Origin of the sequence: Streptomyces asiaticus (assembly GCF_018138715.1) — a bacterium.
Classification (GTDB): Bacteria; Actinomycetota; Actinomycetes; order Streptomycetales; family Streptomycetaceae; genus Streptomyces; species Streptomyces asiaticus.
The window spans coordinates 10,042,938-10,058,415 of sequence record NZ_JAGSHX010000006.1; the positions used below are offsets into that span (position 1 = coordinate 10,042,938).

The 15,478-nt window shown below is 71.0% G+C and carries 14 protein-coding genes and 2 pseudogenes; 10 read left to right on the top strand and 6 right to left on the bottom strand.

Annotated features, from left to right (window positions below; all coding sequences use genetic code 11):
- Positions 1–59: 59 nt before the first annotated feature.
- From KHP12_RS49990 to KHP12_RS53120, 7 genes and pseudogenes are all read left to right on the top strand, one after another.
- Positions 60–1,250, top strand: coding sequence for a BtrH N-terminal domain-containing protein (locus tag KHP12_RS49990; protein WP_210608857.1), 1,191 nt, complete (start codon positions 60–62; stop codon positions 1,248–1,250).
- 44 nt (positions 1,251–1,294) lie between these two features.
- Positions 1,295–2,314: a methyltransferase gene (locus KHP12_RS49995; protein ID WP_244203195.1), complete on the top strand. Its 1,020-nt coding sequence runs from the start codon at positions 1,295–1,297 to the stop codon at positions 2,312–2,314.
- Positions 2,315–2,375: 61 nt separating this feature from the next.
- Positions 2,376–2,981, top strand: coding sequence for a hypothetical protein (locus KHP12_RS50000; protein WP_244203194.1), 606 nt, complete (start codon positions 2,376–2,378; stop codon positions 2,979–2,981).
- Between the two features lie 75 nt (positions 2,982–3,056).
- Positions 3,057–3,698 (top strand): class I SAM-dependent methyltransferase, encoded by a 642-nt coding sequence (locus KHP12_RS50005; RefSeq protein WP_086884434.1) that lies wholly within the window; start codon positions 3,057–3,059, stop codon positions 3,696–3,698.
- Positions 3,695–4,438 carry a DNA alkylation repair protein gene (locus KHP12_RS50010; RefSeq protein ID WP_244203193.1) on the top strand — a complete coding sequence of 248 codons (744 nt, stop codon included), beginning with the start codon at positions 3,695–3,697 and terminating at the stop codon, positions 4,436–4,438. The genes KHP12_RS50005 and KHP12_RS50010 overlap by 4 nt, the downstream gene beginning before the upstream one ends.
- 15 nt (positions 4,439–4,453) lie before the next feature.
- Positions 4,454–6,541 carry a molybdopterin-containing oxidoreductase family protein gene (locus KHP12_RS50015; RefSeq protein ID WP_211834799.1) on the top strand — a complete coding sequence of 696 codons (2,088 nt, stop codon included), beginning with the start codon at positions 4,454–4,456 and terminating at the stop codon, positions 6,539–6,541.
- A 224-nt stretch (positions 6,542–6,765) separates the two neighbouring features.
- Positions 6,766–6,957, top strand: a pseudogene (locus KHP12_RS53120) (DUF1707 SHOCT-like domain-containing protein); the annotation flags it as partial.
- Between the two features lie 469 nt (positions 6,958–7,426).
- On the opposite strand, the gene rox reads toward KHP12_RS53120, so the two are convergent.
- A complete protein-coding gene (rox, locus tag KHP12_RS50025) occupies positions 7,427–8,887 on the bottom strand; it encodes a rifampin monooxygenase (RefSeq protein WP_211834800.1) in 1,461 nt (486 codons plus the stop codon).
- Between the two features lie 270 nt (positions 8,888–9,157).
- On the opposite strand from rox, the gene KHP12_RS50030 reads away from it, so the two are divergent.
- Complete coding sequence (locus tag KHP12_RS50030; RefSeq protein ID WP_211834801.1) at positions 9,158–9,982, top strand: class I SAM-dependent methyltransferase; 825 nt, start codon at positions 9,158–9,160, stop codon at positions 9,980–9,982.
- Positions 9,983–10,175: 193 nt separating this feature from the next.
- Here KHP12_RS50030 and KHP12_RS50035 read toward each other — a convergent pair whose 3' ends face one another.
- Together KHP12_RS50035 and KHP12_RS50040 are read right to left on the bottom strand one after the other, a co-directional pair.
- On the bottom strand, positions 10,176–10,661 hold the full coding sequence (locus tag KHP12_RS50035) for a nitronate monooxygenase (RefSeq protein ID WP_211834802.1): 486 nt from the start codon (positions 10,659–10,661) through the stop codon (positions 10,176–10,178).
- A gap of 15 nt (positions 10,662–10,676) precedes the next feature.
- Positions 10,677–11,744, bottom strand: a complete 1,068-nt coding sequence (locus KHP12_RS50040; RefSeq protein ID WP_086884430.1) for an LLM class flavin-dependent oxidoreductase — start codon at positions 11,742–11,744, stop codon at positions 10,677–10,679.
- A gap of 288 nt (positions 11,745–12,032) precedes the next feature.
- On the opposite strand from KHP12_RS50040, the pseudogene KHP12_RS53750 reads away from it, so the two are divergent.
- A pseudogene (locus tag KHP12_RS53750) lies at positions 12,033–12,500 on the top strand (transposase family protein); the annotation flags it as partial.
- Here KHP12_RS53750 and KHP12_RS50050 read toward each other — a convergent pair.
- Together KHP12_RS50050 and KHP12_RS50055 are read right to left on the bottom strand one after the other, a co-directional pair.
- Positions 12,422–13,279: an SDR family NAD(P)-dependent oxidoreductase gene (locus tag KHP12_RS50050; protein WP_211834804.1), complete on the bottom strand. Its 858-nt coding sequence runs from the start codon at positions 13,277–13,279 to the stop codon at positions 12,422–12,424. The pseudogene KHP12_RS53750 and the gene KHP12_RS50050 overlap by 79 nt on opposite strands.
- Entirely contained in the window at positions 13,276–13,905 is a 630-nt protein-coding gene (locus KHP12_RS50055; protein WP_086884427.1) for a TetR/AcrR family transcriptional regulator, read from the bottom strand. Before KHP12_RS50055 ends, KHP12_RS50050 begins: the two co-directional genes overlap by 4 nt.
- 140 nt (positions 13,906–14,045) lie before the next feature.
- On the opposite strand from KHP12_RS50055, the gene KHP12_RS50060 reads away from it, so the two are divergent.
- Entirely contained in the window at positions 14,046–14,204 is a 159-nt protein-coding gene (locus KHP12_RS50060; protein WP_211834805.1) for a hypothetical protein, read from the top strand.
- Here KHP12_RS50060 and KHP12_RS50065 read toward each other — a convergent pair.
- Complete coding sequence (locus KHP12_RS50065) at positions 14,198–15,163, bottom strand: glycoside hydrolase family 6 protein (protein WP_211834806.1); 966 nt, start codon at positions 15,161–15,163, stop codon at positions 14,198–14,200. The two genes, KHP12_RS50060 and KHP12_RS50065, sit on opposite strands and share 7 nt — an antisense overlap.
- Between the last annotated feature and the right edge of the window lie 315 nt (positions 15,164–15,478).

Genomic DNA, 15,478 nt, shown 5'->3' on the forward strand with positions numbered 1-15,478 from the left:
GGCCGTCAGCGCGGCGACAGGCCACCGGCGGCCGCACGCACGCCGGGAAGGGAGCAGGCATGGCGACGGCCTCGAGCACCGGCAACGCACAGGAACCCGCGCCCGGCACGGACGGCACGGTTCGTCTGTACGGCGGCGACCACTGCGAGACCTCCGCATTCCGCAAGGCCCTGCACGCCCACGGTCTCGGCCTGAGCGAGGAGATGCTGCTCGGGCTCGGCGGCGGCATCGGCTTCATGTACGTCCCCAAGGCCCCCGGCTCACCCCCCTTCCTGGCCACCCGGAACGACCCGTTCCCGGTCTTCACCCGCCGCATGGCCGCGGGCGTCGGCCTGGAGCTGACCATCATGACGACCGCCAGCCCCCAGGAGGGCCGGGACCAGCTCGACCGCGAACTCGCCGAGCACGGGCTCGCCGTCGTCTACGCCGACATGTACTACCTCTCCTACTTCCAGGCCCAGCACCACTTCGGCGGCCACTGCCTGGTGGTCACCGGCACCGACGCGGACACCGGCTGGCTGCGGATCTCCGACCGGCCCGCCGGGCCCCGCACCCTGGCCCCCGAGGAACTGGCCGCCGCTCGCGCCTCCCGGCACCAGCCCTTCCCACCCCGCCACTCCCTGCTGCACGCGCCGTGGCCCACGGCCCGCCCACCCGCCGAGGAGCGGCTGCGTGCCGCGCTCGGCGCCGCCTGCCGCGCGGGTCTTGAGCCGCCGAACGCCTCCCTGGGCATCCAGGGGCTGCGTCTGCTGAACGAACGGCTGGTGGCCACCGTCCGGGACGAGGCGGCACCCGAAGCAGTGGTGGACACCCTCGTCCAGGCCTTCATCGACCTGCGTCTCGCCGGGACCGGAGGGGACGGATTCCGCTCCATGTTCCACACCTTCCTCGACGAGACCGCCCGCCTCCTCGACGACAGCGTGGTCGCGGACGCCGTACCGCTCGCCGCGGCCGACGCCGCCGCCTGGCAGCACCTCGTCGCCGCCCTGCTGCCCGAGGGCACCGCCCTGGGCCGGCTGGGCGAGGCGCACCGCACACGGGAGGAGCACATCCTGGCGGGGACCCCGGAACGCCAGGTCGAGGCGTCCGCCGTAGCCGTGGGCCTGCCGGGCCTGCGCGACGAGGCCGTCGCCGAGATCAAGAACTTGCGCCACGATCTGGCCGCCGCCCTGCACGACGCCGTGGATGACGTCATCCGCCGCGAGAGCGAACTGCTGCGTCATCTGCGGCCCGCGGCCCACGGGAACTGAACGCACGGAACCGGAGACGGCGTCCAACCGCAAAGGAGCACGCTGTGAGCGCAACTCCCGCCGGGACCACCCCGGACATCGACGAGAAGATCGGCGTCCTCACCGACCTCGTGACCCCCTGGGCCGTGCGTGTGGCGGCCACCCTCATGCTCGCCGACCACATCGGCGACGGCACCGCAGCGGTCGAGGACCTCGCCAAGCAGTGCGGCGCCGACCCCGACGCCGTCGGCCGGCTGCTCGAACACCTCGCCTCCCAAGGCATGTTCGCCCCGGACGGCCCCGGAAGGTACCGCAACACCCAGCTCTCCGACCGGCTCCGCCGCGACCACCCGATGACCATGTACCCCTGGCTGGACATCGAAGGCGGCATGGGCCAGTACGACCGCGGGCTGAGCGCCCTCCTCCTCGCCGTCCGCACCGGCAAGGAGGCCTACAGTTCCACCTTCGGCCGGCCCTTCTTCGAAGACCTCAACACCGATGCCCGCCGCGGCGCCGCCTACGACGAGCTGATGGCCACCGTGACCGCCTGGACCCTCCCCGAGATCCTCCAGGCCTACGACTGGAGCCGCGTCCAGCACGTCACCGACGTCGCCGGCGGCAGCGGAGCCCTGCTCACCGGCCTTCTCCAGGCCCATCCGCAGCTGCGCGGCACCCTCGTGGACGACCCCCGCGCCGTCCGCACGGCCACCGGCCGGTTCACCGCCGCCGGTGTCGCCGACCGGGCCACCGTCCACCCCGGCTCCATGTTCGACCCGCTGCCCGGGGGCGCCGACCTCTACATCGTCAAGTCCACCGTCATGGGCTGGGGCGACGGGGGAGGAGCGGCGATCCTGCGCCGCTGCGCGGAGGCCGCGGGCCCCCAAGGGCGCGTCATGGTGGCCGAATTCCTGCGCGGCACACCCCGTCTCGTCCCGTCACTGGACCTCTACATGACCTTGCTGGGAGGCAAGGAACGCACCGAGGAGGAGTTCCGGACGCTCGGCGCGGCCGCCGGTCTCACCCTGCTGGCCACCCACCCGACACCGTCCGGATACTGCCTCCTGGAGTTCACGGTCGACGCATAAGGTGGGTCGGATCGGTCCGACTCACCGGATCTGCCGGTCACACCACCGACGGGACCCCCACGTGCGACACGCGACCACCCCGACAAGCGACAGCCACTTAGCCGCCCGGACCCCGGGCCAGGCAGCCGGCCCCCGCCCGCAGGACTGGACGGCGGCCCGGGCCCGGCCCCTGCCGGTCCTCAGCCTGAGGCACCGCGGCGACCCGGAGACCCGGACGGAGACCTGGCGCAGCCTGACCGCTCTGGTCTTCGAGTGGGGGCTGGCCACCCGTCAGACCCGCGCGATCGAGGTGCACTATGACCCCCCGGGCGGCGACCCGGCCCTGCGCCGCTTCGACGCCTGTCTGTCGCTGCCGCACCTGGAAACCGCGGCACTGGTGACCGCTCAGGACCTGGCCCACGTACCGGGAGTCCGTCTGGAGACCATCATGGGACACGGGCCCTTCCTGCACCGCAGGCCCGCTCCCGCCGAGACCTGGGCGGGGTCGTCGCCGTCCACCGAGGGCGCGCAGCCCTCGGGCAGTGCGCACATGGCGACCCACAGGCCCGTCTGGCCCTGCTACTACGTGTACGAGTGCAGCCCCGCCCTGGCCGCCGGAGTCCCGGTGGTCACCGACGTCTACATGACCCTGAAGCCGGCCGGGTCCTCGGGCCGGCCCCGCTGCTAGCGGACCGGGAACACGGGCGGGAAGACCGAGGAGGCCACCGGCACAGCCGTGCCCGGACCAAGGACGGAAGCCGCCATGACCACCACCACGCTCGACTGGAACCGCACCTACCGCGCGGGTGACCATCACAAGTACTGGGAGCTGAGCCAGCCCTCCGCCGAACTCGTGGGCTTCCTCGCCGCACTCGGGCCCGGCGCGGGGCGGCCGGCCCTGGACATCGGATGCGGTACCGGCTGGGACACCCTGGCCCTGGCCGGCGCCGGATACCGGGTCACGGGCGTGGACATCAGCGAGGAGGCGTTGCACCTCGCCCGCGCACGGGCGGCGGAGAACGCCCCCGAGGAGAGCGGCGACGGCAGCTCGCGCCCCGCCTTCGAGCAGGCCGACGTCCGGCGGCTGCCCTTCGAGGACGCGTCCTTCGACCTGCTGATCGACCGCGGGTGCCTGCACCACCTCGGCGAGGAGGACCGCGAGAGGTACGCCCGGGAGACCGCCCGCGTCCTGCGCCCGCGGGGCATCCTCTACCTCAGGGGAAGCCGCGTGAACACCTTTCCCTTCAAGCCCCTCACCGCCGAGCTGCTGCGTCGCCACTTCGCCCCGAACGGCTTCGAGGCCGGCCCGCTGCTGCCCTTCCAGCTCCAGACGGACGCGATGTCCCTCCCGGCCCACGCCTGCGTCCTCACCCGGACCGACGCCGAACGGTCCGCGACACCATGAGCGCCATCCGTCCCGCCGAGTTCCACGCGCAAGCCCTCCGCACGGCCCTGGACCGGCACGCCGTGCCCGGCCGGGCCGCCGGGGAGAAGCGGTACCTGCGCAGCGACCTCGACCACATCGGCGTACCACTGCCCGCCCTGCGCAAGCTCGCCCGGTCCTTCGTCCGCAGCCACCGGGAGCTCACCCATGACGAACTTATGGCCCTCGTCGTCGAGTTGTGGAAGCGGCCGGTTCACGAAGCCCGGTCCGTCGCTCTGATCCTCCTCGACCACCGCGTGGACCTGCTGCGCACGGAGGACACCGCCTTCCTGGAGAGGCTCCTGCGTGACTGCGGCACGTGGGCGCACGTCGATCTCCTGGCGCCTTTCGTGGTGGGTCGGCTGCTGCTGCGGGAGCCGGGGATGTCGGGGGCTGTGCGCCGCTGGGCGGCCGACGAGCAGCAGTGGGTACGGCGCGGCGGTGTCCTGTCCTTCCTGCCGGCTCTCCGTCAGGAGGCCGAACACCCCCGCTGGTTCCCGGTGTTCGGTGAGGTCGCCGACCCGCTCCTGACCGACGACCGGTTCTTCGTGCGCAAGGCCATCGGCTGGGTGCTGCGCGAGGGCACCGGACACCACCCCCGCCAGGTCGCCGACTGGCTCGAACCCCGGCTCCACCGCGTGTCCGGGCTCACCCTGCGCGAGGCCGTCCGCCGCCTGGACGAGCAGGAACGGCGGCGGCTGCTGGCCGCACACCACGCATGAGCGAAAGGCTGTGACATGCCGTACGCCACCACTGTCGAGGACGGCCGTTACCGCACCGTCTGCCGGATGTGCCACGGTGGCTGTGGCGCGCTCGTGGACGTGGCCGACGGGCGGCTGACCGCCGTCCAGGGCGACCCCGACAACCCCAACAACCGAGGCTTCCTGTGCGCCAAGGGCCGCGCCTCGCTCGCCCAGCTCGACCACCCCGACCGGCTGACCCGGCCCCTGCTGCGCACGGGTGCGCGCGGCAGCGGCTCCTACCGGCCCATCGGCTGGGAGGAGGCTCTGGACCGGGTGGCCGAAGCCCTCGACACCACCCGCCGGGAGCACGGGCCCCAGTCACTGGTCGTCGCCCAGGGCACCGACCGCAACTACCAGGAATGGCTCTTCCGGTTCGCCAACAGCTACGGCACCCCCAACGTGCTCGGCCCGGCGCACGTCTGCTTCTATCCGCGCGTCATGGCCGGCATCCTCACCATGGGCGCCTTCACCTTCTGCGACTACGAGGGTTCCCCCGATCTCGTGCTGCTGTGGGGCTGCAACAAGTCCATGACGCACGGCGACGGGGTCATCGGCACCCGCCTTCTGGACGCCGTACGGTCCGGCACCCGGATGCTGGTGGTCGACCCGCGCCGCACCGCCCTGGCAAGCCGCGCGGAGCACCACCTCCAGGTGCGGCCCGGCGGCGACGCCGCGCTCGCTCTTTCCATGATCCACACCATCATCGAAGCGAACGCCCACGACCACGACTTCGTGGCCCGGCACACCGAAGGCTTCGACGACCTGGCCGAACACGTCACCGCCTACGCGCCGGAGGCCGTGGAACACATCACCGGCGTACCGGCGGGGCAGGTACGCGAGGCGGCCCTCGCCTACGCCGCGGCACCCGCGGCAGCCATCGAACTGGGCACCGGAGCCCAGCAGAACCGCAATTCCTTCCAGCTCTGCCGGGCAGCGCTGATCCTCTCCGCCCTCTGCGGCAACATCGACCGGCCCGGCGGCGATGTCATCTGGGAGCCGCCCGGAATCATCGGCCGCCGCGCCCTCCCCCTGACCGAGGCACTGCCCGAGGAGCAGAACCGCCTCAGGCTCGGCGCCGACCGTCACCGCATCCTGTCCATGGCGGGCTGGGCGCACCCCCGCTCCGTCTGGGACGCGGTCCTCGACCACCGCCCGTACCCCGTGACGAGCATGCTGGTGCACGGCAGCAACCTGCTGGTCAACTACGCCGACTCCGATCGCGTCCACGCCGCCCTCGAACGGCTGGGCTTCCTCGCCGTCGCCGACCTCCACCTGACCCCCACCGCCGCCATGGCCGACATCGTCCTGCCCGTCGGTGGCTGGCTGGAACGCGACCAGATCGTCGAACACGCCCACTACGTCGCCGCGCGCCGCAAGCTGGCACAGGTCGGCGACTGCCGCTCGGACGAGTACATCCTCACCGAGCTGTCCCGGCGGCTCGGCCTGCGGCACCACTTCTGGCCCCACGCCGACGCGTCCCTGGACGCCCGCCTCGCGCCGATCGGATGGGACTGGAAGACCCTGGCCGACCGCTCCTACCGCCCGACCGAGCTGCGTTACCACAAGTACCGCACCGACGGCTTCGCCACCCGCAGCGGCCGCCTGGCGCTGCGCAGCGACGCCCTGCGCGCCTTCGGCTACGATCCGCTGCCCGCCCACAAGCCACCGGCCGACAGCCCCGGCGACGGGCCCTACCTGCTCACCTCCGCCCATTCCCCGTTCTTCTTCAACTCTGAATTCCGCAACATCCCCGCGCTGCGCGGCAAGGAACCGGACCCCGTCGTCGAACTGCACCCGCAGGCCGCGGCCCGCGAGGGCATCGCCGATGGCGAGTGGGCCCTGGTATCCGCCCGTGGCCGCAGTATCCGTCTGCGAGCCCGGGTCACCGACCGCGTCGCTCCCGACGTGATCGTGGCCGCCGCGTGCTGGTGGTATCCGGAGCGCGGGCCGGACGGCGGCTGGCGCGAGAGCAACGTCAACCGTCTCACCGTGAACGACGACGAGAACGAGGAGATGGGCTCGTCCAACTTCCGCGGCATCCGCTGCTCCATCCGTCCCGTGGGGGCGGGAGGGGGCGGCTGACCCGGCAAGCGGTGTGAACTGGCCCCTGGGATGCGGTTGTTGTCGCGGCTGGGCCTGGGCATGATGGATGCCGCATGCCGTGAATCGACGCTGACCATCGCCTCTCCGTGGCGGGGCCCGGCCGGGATGCATATCGCGATATCAGCGTTGGTCTTCAACGCGCGCCGCTGCCTGCGTCGTGCGGAGAGGTCCGACAGGACCAGGACGGAAGCATGTCGGGAGAGATGTCGCCCACCGGGAAGCGCTCCGGCTCCGGCTCGTCGCCGGAGCTGCGGGCCTCTCATGCGGACCGGGACCGGGTGGTGGATGTGCTGCGTATCGCGGCGGGGGACGGTCTGCTGACCGCGGACGAGCTGGACGAGCGCCTGGAAGCCGCCCTGTCGGCGCGGACCGTCAGCGCGCTGACCGCGCTGACCGCTGATCTGCCGACCGTGTCCGCTTCGACCGGGGCGGCCGTGGCGGAGGTCAAGGACGTGCTCCGGATCGAGGGGATTCACAGTGGCGCGGTCGAACGCGTGGGGCGCTGGGTGGTGCCGCGGAGGCTGGAGCTGACCACGGCGTGGTGTGAGGTGACGCTCGACTTCACTCAGGCAGTAATCACGCAGGACACCTTGCGGATCGACATGAACACGGCGGGCAAGAAGCTGACGCTGATCACCAAGCCGGGCATCGTGGTCGATACCGGTGCCTTGAGCCTGGTACACAGCAAGGTCAAGAGTCGTCAGGCTCCGGACCACGGGACGCCGATCACGCTGCGCGTGGAGCTGGCCGGCACGGCGATGCACGGCCGCGTCGTGGTGCGGCCCCCACGTCGGACGTTCGGGCAGTGGTTGCTGCGCAGGCCCACGTCCCTTTCCGCAGGCGTTGCTCGTTGCTCGGGCGATTTCAGTGGGCGGGTGTGCCGAACCAGCGGGAGAGGTGGTCGTCCAGGTCCTGCTGATCGTCGCCGATCCAGGCGACGTGGCCGTCGGGGCGTAGCAGGAGGCAGGGAACATCCAGTGCCGCGGTGGGGTCCGCGAGGTAGTCGACCCGGTCTGTCCAGCCGCCGGTGGTCAGGCGTTGGGTGCGGTCCAGCAGCAGGCCGCGGCCGCGGTGCAGCAGATCGTAGAGGCGGCCGTGCAGCACGTCGATGTCGGGCAGGCGGCGGCCGAGCAGGTCGGGGCCTTCGCCGAAGTCGTAGCGGATGCCGATCCCGGTGATCTTCTCGATGAGACACCGGTTGACCTCGTCGAAGTCCATCAGTTCGGTGAGGAGTCTGCGCAGGGCCTGTGGGCCGGGTTCGGTGGAGTGCAGTTCCATCTGGGCGCGGGTGTTGTCCAGTACGTCCTGGGCGACCGGATGGCGTTCGGTGTGGTAGGTGTCCAGCAGTGTTTCCGGGGCCCAGCCGCGGATGTGTGCGGCCAGTTTCCAGCCGAGGTTGAATGCGTCCTGAACGCCCAGGTTGAGGCCCTGTCCGCCGGTGGGTGGATGGATGTGTGCCGCGTCGCCGGCCAGCAGCACCCGCCCGACCCGGTAGCGTTCGGCCAGCCGGGTGGCGTCCCCGAAGCGGGACAGCCAGCGTGGGGAGTGCACGCCGAAGTCGGTTCCGGCGATGGTGCGCAGCTGTCGTCTGAAATCCTCGAGGGTGGGGGGTTCCGCCGCATCGGTGACTGCCGCGGCGGGGACTACGACGCTGTATGTCCCGTCGCCGGAGGGCCTGAGCCGGAATCGCTGGTGGGTCCCGCTGATGTCGGTCACCTTGGCGGCGATCTCCTCCTGCGGCACACCCACTTCCATCTCGCCCATCAGTGTCTCGGTCCGTGAGGGCTCGCCGGGGAAGCCGACGCCGAGCAGTTTGCGCACCGTACTGCGCCCGCCGTCACAGCCGACGAGATAGCGCGAACGCAGCTGCTCGCCGTCTGCCAGCTTGACGGTCACGCCTTCGTCGTCCTGCTCGAGATCGGCGACCGCGCAACCGCGCCGGACCTGCGCACCCAGTTGGATCGCGTGTTCTTCGAGCAGGTGGACGATGACGGGCTGTGGGATGCCCAGCAGATAGGCGTGTGCGGTATCCAGGCGCTTGGGCGCGGGTTTGTTGATGGCGGCGAAGAATCCGCCGGCCGGACGCTGTCTTCCGTGTTCGCGGATGCGTTCCAGCAGTCCGCGCATGGCCATCAGCTCGATACTGCGAATGTGCAGGCCGACGATGCGGACGGTGGAGACGGGCTCGGTTTCCTTCTCCAGAACGAGTACCCGCACCTCGTGCAGCCGCAGTTCGGCGGCCAGCATGGCGCCGGTCGGCCCGCACCCGGCAATGATCACGTCGAACATCAGGGGCGCGCGGTCGCGGTCGGGCGGAGAGTCCATAGGTGTTGCCTTTCAGGAGTGCCTTGTTCTCGAGGCGCTCCCGGCGACACCTACATCAATCGCCGGCCGTGACGGGAAGGGGGAGCACCCACATCGATACAGCGTTCATGGGTCTCACCTCCTTGGGCGGTGTCACAGTCCACCGCAAGCTACAAGCCCGGGCATCACCCTGTCCAACCCTTTCCCCGGTCACGGTCGGCGCCTGCCTCGACGGCACATGGAAGGCCCGGGGTTTCCCTGTCTCCTGCGGACGACTGCCATAGTGAGCCCATGACCGATGCGTACGAGCGGATGATGCGGGCCAACCAGTCGAACTGGGACGCCCGGACCCCCGTCCATCTCGCCAGCCGGTTCTACGGGATCGATCAGGAGTCCGACCCGTCCCGCTGGTTCGCCTCGTGGGAGTGGGACGACCTCGGCGAGCTGGCCGGTCGCGATGTGCTGCACCTGCAGTGCCACCTCGGTACGGAGACGATCGCCTTCGCGCAGCGCGGGGCGCGGACCGTCGGCCTCGATTTCTCCGCGGCCTCTGTGACGGCGGCGACCGGCATCGCGGCGCATGCCGGCGTCGACGTGACGTACGTACAGGCCAATGTGTACGACGCGGTGGAGGCCCTCGGCGGGCGGCGGTTCGACGTCGTCTACACCGGCAAGGGTGCCCTGTGCTACCTCCCCGACCTGGACCGGTGGGCCGGTGTCGTCGCCGGACTGCTGCGCCCCGGCGGCCGGGTGTACGTCGTGGAGTTCCACCCGCTCCTGAACTCGCTGGGCCCCAAGCCCGCCCCGGGAGAGGGCCCCGAACTTCTGCTGCGGCATGACTACTTGGGTGGCGGCGGCCCCGTACACCGCGACGCGACACACACCTACACCGACGGCCCGGCCGTCGAGGGTGCCACCGACAGCTATGAGTGGATGCACGGGCTGGGCGAGGTCGTCAACGCCCTGATCGGAGCCGGTCTGGACATCCGACGGCTGCGCGAGAGTCCTGAACTGCCCTGGCCGCGCTGGCCCCGTATGGTGCATGGCTCATCCGGCTGGTGGCGGCTGCCGGAGCCGGGGATCCCTCTGCTGTACGGGCTGTTGGCATCCCGCTGAGCGGAGGGCCACGGTGGTGACCGGCTCCGGGCGTCCTCGGCAGCTGTGCCTGTCGGTGAGGAGGCCTGCCCCTGCTCGCCCGGGATAGGTGGTGGGTCTTGTCGGTGCCCTGGCGGTTCACGGCCCTGGCGGCGGCTGACGAGCTACCTTTGGCGGGAGGCTGCCCGTGCCCCGTCGGGCAGCCCGGTTCCGGTCAGTGTTTTCCGGCGCGGTTGAGTGCGTGTTCGGCCTGTGCGGCCAGGGTGGCTACGAGCTCGGCTGCGGATGGCAGGTCGGTGATCAGATCGATGGCTTCGCCGGCCCATGGCGGCAGTGGGGGGATGTTTCCCTGTGCCACGTCGTGCTGGTAGTCCTCTCTGGCCGTGGGGTGTGCGGCGAGTTCGGCTTCTCTGCCCCGCCACTGGTCGAGGTAGGGGTGGCCGAGGGTGCGAGCGGTGTATTTCGGTGGCCACCGGGAGCCTCGGGCGATGTCGAGGACCCTGCTGCGTTCGGCGTTCTCGCCGCGTCCCTGGAGGATCGCCTGGGCGGTCGGGGGATCGACCAGGGCCTCGGCGGTGGCGTGGAAGCGGGTGCCGACGAGTGCTCCCGCGGCGCCGAGTGCCAGGGCTGCCGCGAGACCGCGGCCGTCGGCGATGCCGCCGGCCGCCAGGACCGGCACCGGTGCCGCCAGGTCCACCACGGCGGGCGGGTCCGCTCAGGTGAGGAGTTTCGCCAGCTGGGCCATCTCGGTGGGCGGGTCGATCACCGGCTGGATGAGGAGTTCGTCGATTCCGGCCTGTTCCAGGGCGGTGATGCGGGTGAGGAGGTCGTCGCGGGTGCCGACCAGGGCCAGGGTGTTCATCAGCGAGGGCAGGATCAGGTCGCGGTCCTGCGGTGCGATGCGTCCGAGGTAGTTGGGGTAGAGCTTGGTGTGCCGGTCCGGTGCGGTGGAGGTGGTGCCGCGCCGGTCGAGGAGCCGCCGCACCGCCTCGCCTTCCTCAGGGCCTAGTTGCTCGGCGAAGGCGGGTGTGTCGGCGGCGAAGGCCAGTAGCGACATGACGAGGTGGCCTGTGGCGTCCCGGGCCGGGTCGCCGTGGGGGTCCTCGCCCTCCTCGAGGAGGTGGAGCGAGGTGATCACGTAGGAGTCCGCCCGGGAGTCGGCGTGGGATTCGGGGTCATGGGGTGTGTCTTGGGCGGCGTGGCGGCGGGCGTCGTGCAGCGCGTGCCAGGCGGTGGGGTCCAGCAGGCCGAAGGAGATGAGGCCGGTGCCGCGGCGGCCGGCGACGGCGGCGGCCTTCGGTCCGAGCAGAGCGGCCACGACGAACTCGATCGGGTCGGCGGTGTTCACGTGCGCCCCGGTGTGCAGGAACCGGATGTCGCGGACCCGGTCACCTTCGCGGTACTCGGTCGAGCGTCCGGCGCACAGGTCCTGCAGTGCGGTGGTGAAGTTCTCCAGCCTGGCCGCCGTGGCCGGCCGCATGCCCAGGGTGCGCCGGGCGGTGTTTCCGGTGCCGACACCGCAGATGATCCGGCCCGGTGCCAGGGCGTTGAGGCTGGCCAGCCCGCTCGCGGCGGCCGGGGCCGAGCGCAGCGCCGGTGAGGTCACGCCGATGCCGAGCCTGATGCGGCGGGTGGCCTTCGCACACAGGCTCAAGGCGACGAAGGGGTCACCGTGGACCATCGGGGTGTCGTAGACCCAGAAGCTGTGCAAGCCCAACTCCTCGGCCCGCACCGCGAGGTCCTCCACACCGGGGTGCGCGGCGACAATGACGCCCGTACGCATCAGGACCTCCAAGGTGTGCGGATGGAATGGAACGTGCTCAGCATGGCCATTTCCGGCGCGGGGCCGTTGCGGAGTCGCGTGATCTCCTCCCCTCTCAAGCTGGACGGCCGTGCCTGACGCAACGAAGCTCCGCTGATGCCGATGACCTTCCCAAGTCCTCTGCCTGCGCCGGAGCTTCGATGTGCCGTCAGTCTGCCACGCCGTATCTCGTCAAGACCCCGCCGCCGCACCGGTTGGCGGGCATGTCGCTGACGGAACCGCTGGTCAGGTTGCCGGACGGACCCGCGTCGTAGGCGGGGAGTACGTCATCCGTTCGTGAGTGTGGTGCTGATCGCGGCGTCCTCGGTGGTGGCCGGCGCCCGCTCGTACACGGCGATCGGGCAATGGGCCGCTGCGGCCCCGCGGACCACCCTGGCCCGGCCGGGTACACGGGTCGTCGGCGCCTTCGCGGTGGGTATCGCGCCCAGCGCCGCGACCATACGCCGAGTGCTGGAGCGGGTCTGCCCAGGTGGGCCGGTCGGCGTGGCCGGTGGCGATCCGGCCGGGGCCACCACACTCGCGGCGGGCGGCAAGAGTGCCCGCGGCTCCCGCAACGGCCACGTCCGCACATCCGCCGGCCGCGATGGCCGGCGACGGGCAGACGACCAGTCAGCTACGGGTGCCGGACTGTGCCGGGGTCAGTCGCCCGTCGTGAGGTGGCCGTTGACGAGCGCGAGGCTGCGGACCCGCAGGGCCGCTCTGGCCTGTTCGTCGTAGGCCTGGCCGGTCGCGTGGGCGGGCCGGAGGCGGTCGAAGAACTGGCCGGTGGTGCCTTCCAGGGCAGGATCGAGGGCGAGTCGGCGGGTGGCTTCGGCCCCGGACTCCAGGGTGTCGGCGGTGACGCCGATTTCGGACAGGACGATCTTGGTCGGCATGTAGGTGCCGGGGTGCAGGCAGGTGGCGGTCAGTTCGGTGGGCGCGAACCGTCCGGCGAGGTCGAGGCAGTGCATGATCTGCGCGAGTTTGCTCTGGCCGTAGGCGCGTGTGCCCGAGTATGCGTGCTCGAGCATGAGGTCGTCGAAGTCGAGCGGGTGCTGGCCCAGGGACGAGACGTGGACGACGCGGGCGGCGTGCTGGGTGGTCGCGGAGGCCCGCAGGAGTGGGAGCAGGTTCTCGGTGAGGACGAAGGCGGCGAGGTAGTTCACCGCGAAGCGCAGCTCATGGCCGTCGTGGCTGGTACGGCGCTCGCGTCCGTCGGGCTCGCCGGAGCCGATGCCCGCGTTGTTCACCAGTACGTCGAGACGGTCGACGCTGCCGGCGATGGTGTCGGCCAGCCGGGCCGCCTGGGCGAGGTCGGACAGGTCGGCGGTCGCGGTGAGGGGTGGGGCGGCGCCGGTGCTTTCGATCTCGGTGGCGACCCGTTCGAGTTTGGCGGGGTCGCGGCCGTGCAGGACGAGGCGGACGTCGCGGTCGGCCGCGAGGCGCATGGCGAGGGCGCGGCCGAGGCCGTCGGTGGCGCCGGTGATCGCGATGGTCGTGGTGGTCGTGGTGGTCATGCCGGTTCCTCCGGAGCGGGACTGCGGGTGAGGAGGTCCATGAGGGCGTCGGCGAGGGCCTGGGGGGCCGTGTCGGCGGAGCCGGAATCGAGAGGCGGAGGTGCGGCGAGCACCTCGTACCACAGGAGGCCGAAGACGATGCGGGCGTCGAGTGCTGGTGAACGGCCTGCCGGGAAGTCGCCGCGCTCGACGGCGCGGCCCGCCAGGACCTCGAAGGCGGCACGGCGGCGGGCGAGGAACTGTTCACGGAAGCAGGCGCCGAACTCCGGGTCGATCTGCGCCTGGGCCATCAGCGTGCGCATCACGCGCATCACCGAGGGGTCCAGGCCCAGCGTGAAGGACCGGTCGAGGAACTGGCGCAGGTCTGCCGCGTAGCTGCCGTGGTCGTCGAGCCCGATCTGGACGTCGGCCTTGAGTACCAGCGCGTCGAGCAGTACGTCGGCCTTGGACGGCCACCAGCGATAGACCGTCTGCTTGCCGGTGCCTGCCCGCGCGGCGATCCCCTCCACCGTCAGGCCCTGATAGCCGGACTCGACCGTGAGCTCCCAGGCAGCGGTGAGGATCGCGGTGCGGCTGCTCTGGCTGCGCTTGCGGCCGGGTCGGACCGGCTCGGGTGCGGACGGCATGGTTCCGAGGCTACATGAATCGAACCGAGACGTAACGGTTCGCAATCGAGGCCGTGGGCGGCCGCGTCCCCGATCCGTGCCGCACCAGCCCCTGCCGACGCCTCCGCGCCGCCCATCGCCCGCGCGGTCAGCTCGGTGACGTGTGTGCTGGCGTTGCGCAGGCTGGCCACTTCGGCAAGGGCTGGGTCACCAACGGCGAACTCACCTACCCGGGTGGCGTCAAGGGCCCGCTGCCCATCGTGGTGATGCTGCACGGCAGCGGGCTCAATGACATGAACCAAACCGTGGTGGATCAGTAGCCGTAGATCATCTTGTAGGCGGCCTCGGGGAGGAACTGTCCGGCCGAGGAGCCGGCTCCGACGCCGCAATTGCCGTCGGACTCGCCCGGGACCTTGATCCACAAGAGCATCTCGGCGCCTCCGCCCAGCTGGGTGGGGGCGCCGATACGGCGGCCCGAGGGATTGCACCACTGGCCGTTGGAGCCGTTGCCGTTGCGGCTGGTGTCCACGACGAACGGCTTGGTGTAGCCGTAGCGGGCGTTGAGTTCACTGTTGACGGCGTTGCCGTAGGCGGTGTTCTCGGCCGTGGTGAAGTAGTTGGAGACGTTGAGGGAGAAGCCGTGGGCCTGTCGGAGGCCGGCTTCGTGGAGTCGCCGGGCCATGGTCGCCGGGTCCGCCCAGCCCGGGTTGCCGGCGTCGAGGTAGACCCAGGTGTTGGGGGCCTGACGGTTGAACTGGGCGAGGGCACCGGTGAGCATGCCCTCGCGTTCGTCGATCTGAGCCTGGGTCATGCAACCGTAGTCCCCGAGAGAGTCGGGTTCGAGGATGACGACAGCCGGGCGGTTGGCGATCCCGCCGGCGAACTGGGCGATCCAGGTCGCGTAGGCGGACGGCGAAGCGGCCCCGCCCGCGGAGTGCCCGCCGCAGTAGTCGCGGTTGTATATGTTGTAGGCGACGAGAATGGGTAGTTTGTCACCATTATCCGCGGCGCCCACGTATGCGCCGGTGGCGGTGCCGATGGTGCCGCTCCAGGAGCCGAACCAGCGGGCCGTCGGGGTATTGGCGATGGAGGCGTTGATCGCGGGCGTCCGGCCGTCGCCGGGGTTGGCGGCGACCCACCTCTTCGCGCTGGAGTCGGGGTCCACGTAGAACCCGTTGGTCATGGTGGTCGGGTCGGCCGCGTGGGCGGACGGTGCGATGGCGAGCGCCAGCGGTAGAGCGAAGAGCGCTGCCACCAGGGCGCGGAGCCTGTGGCGCATGACTGTACCTCGGTTTCCTGGCAGGGGTGCGTCGCACGCTCTCGGTCATGAGTGAGCGACGCGCTGAGGAAGTGCGGTGGTACGAGGCCCCGTTGTGCCTGACGACTCTCCGGCTGGGACGACCGGGCGAAGGTCGCTGCGAATATGGGAGCGCTCCCATTTGAAGCGCTCCCCATCGCGCTGAGAGCAATTGGGGTGTGGGGGTATCGTGTTGCGGGCTGGTGAAGCTGTCAAGGGTCGACGTACAACTCGCCCTTCACAGGGCGAGCACGCGGTGCGCCGGCAGCCGACGCTCGACGAGGTGACCGGTCTCCC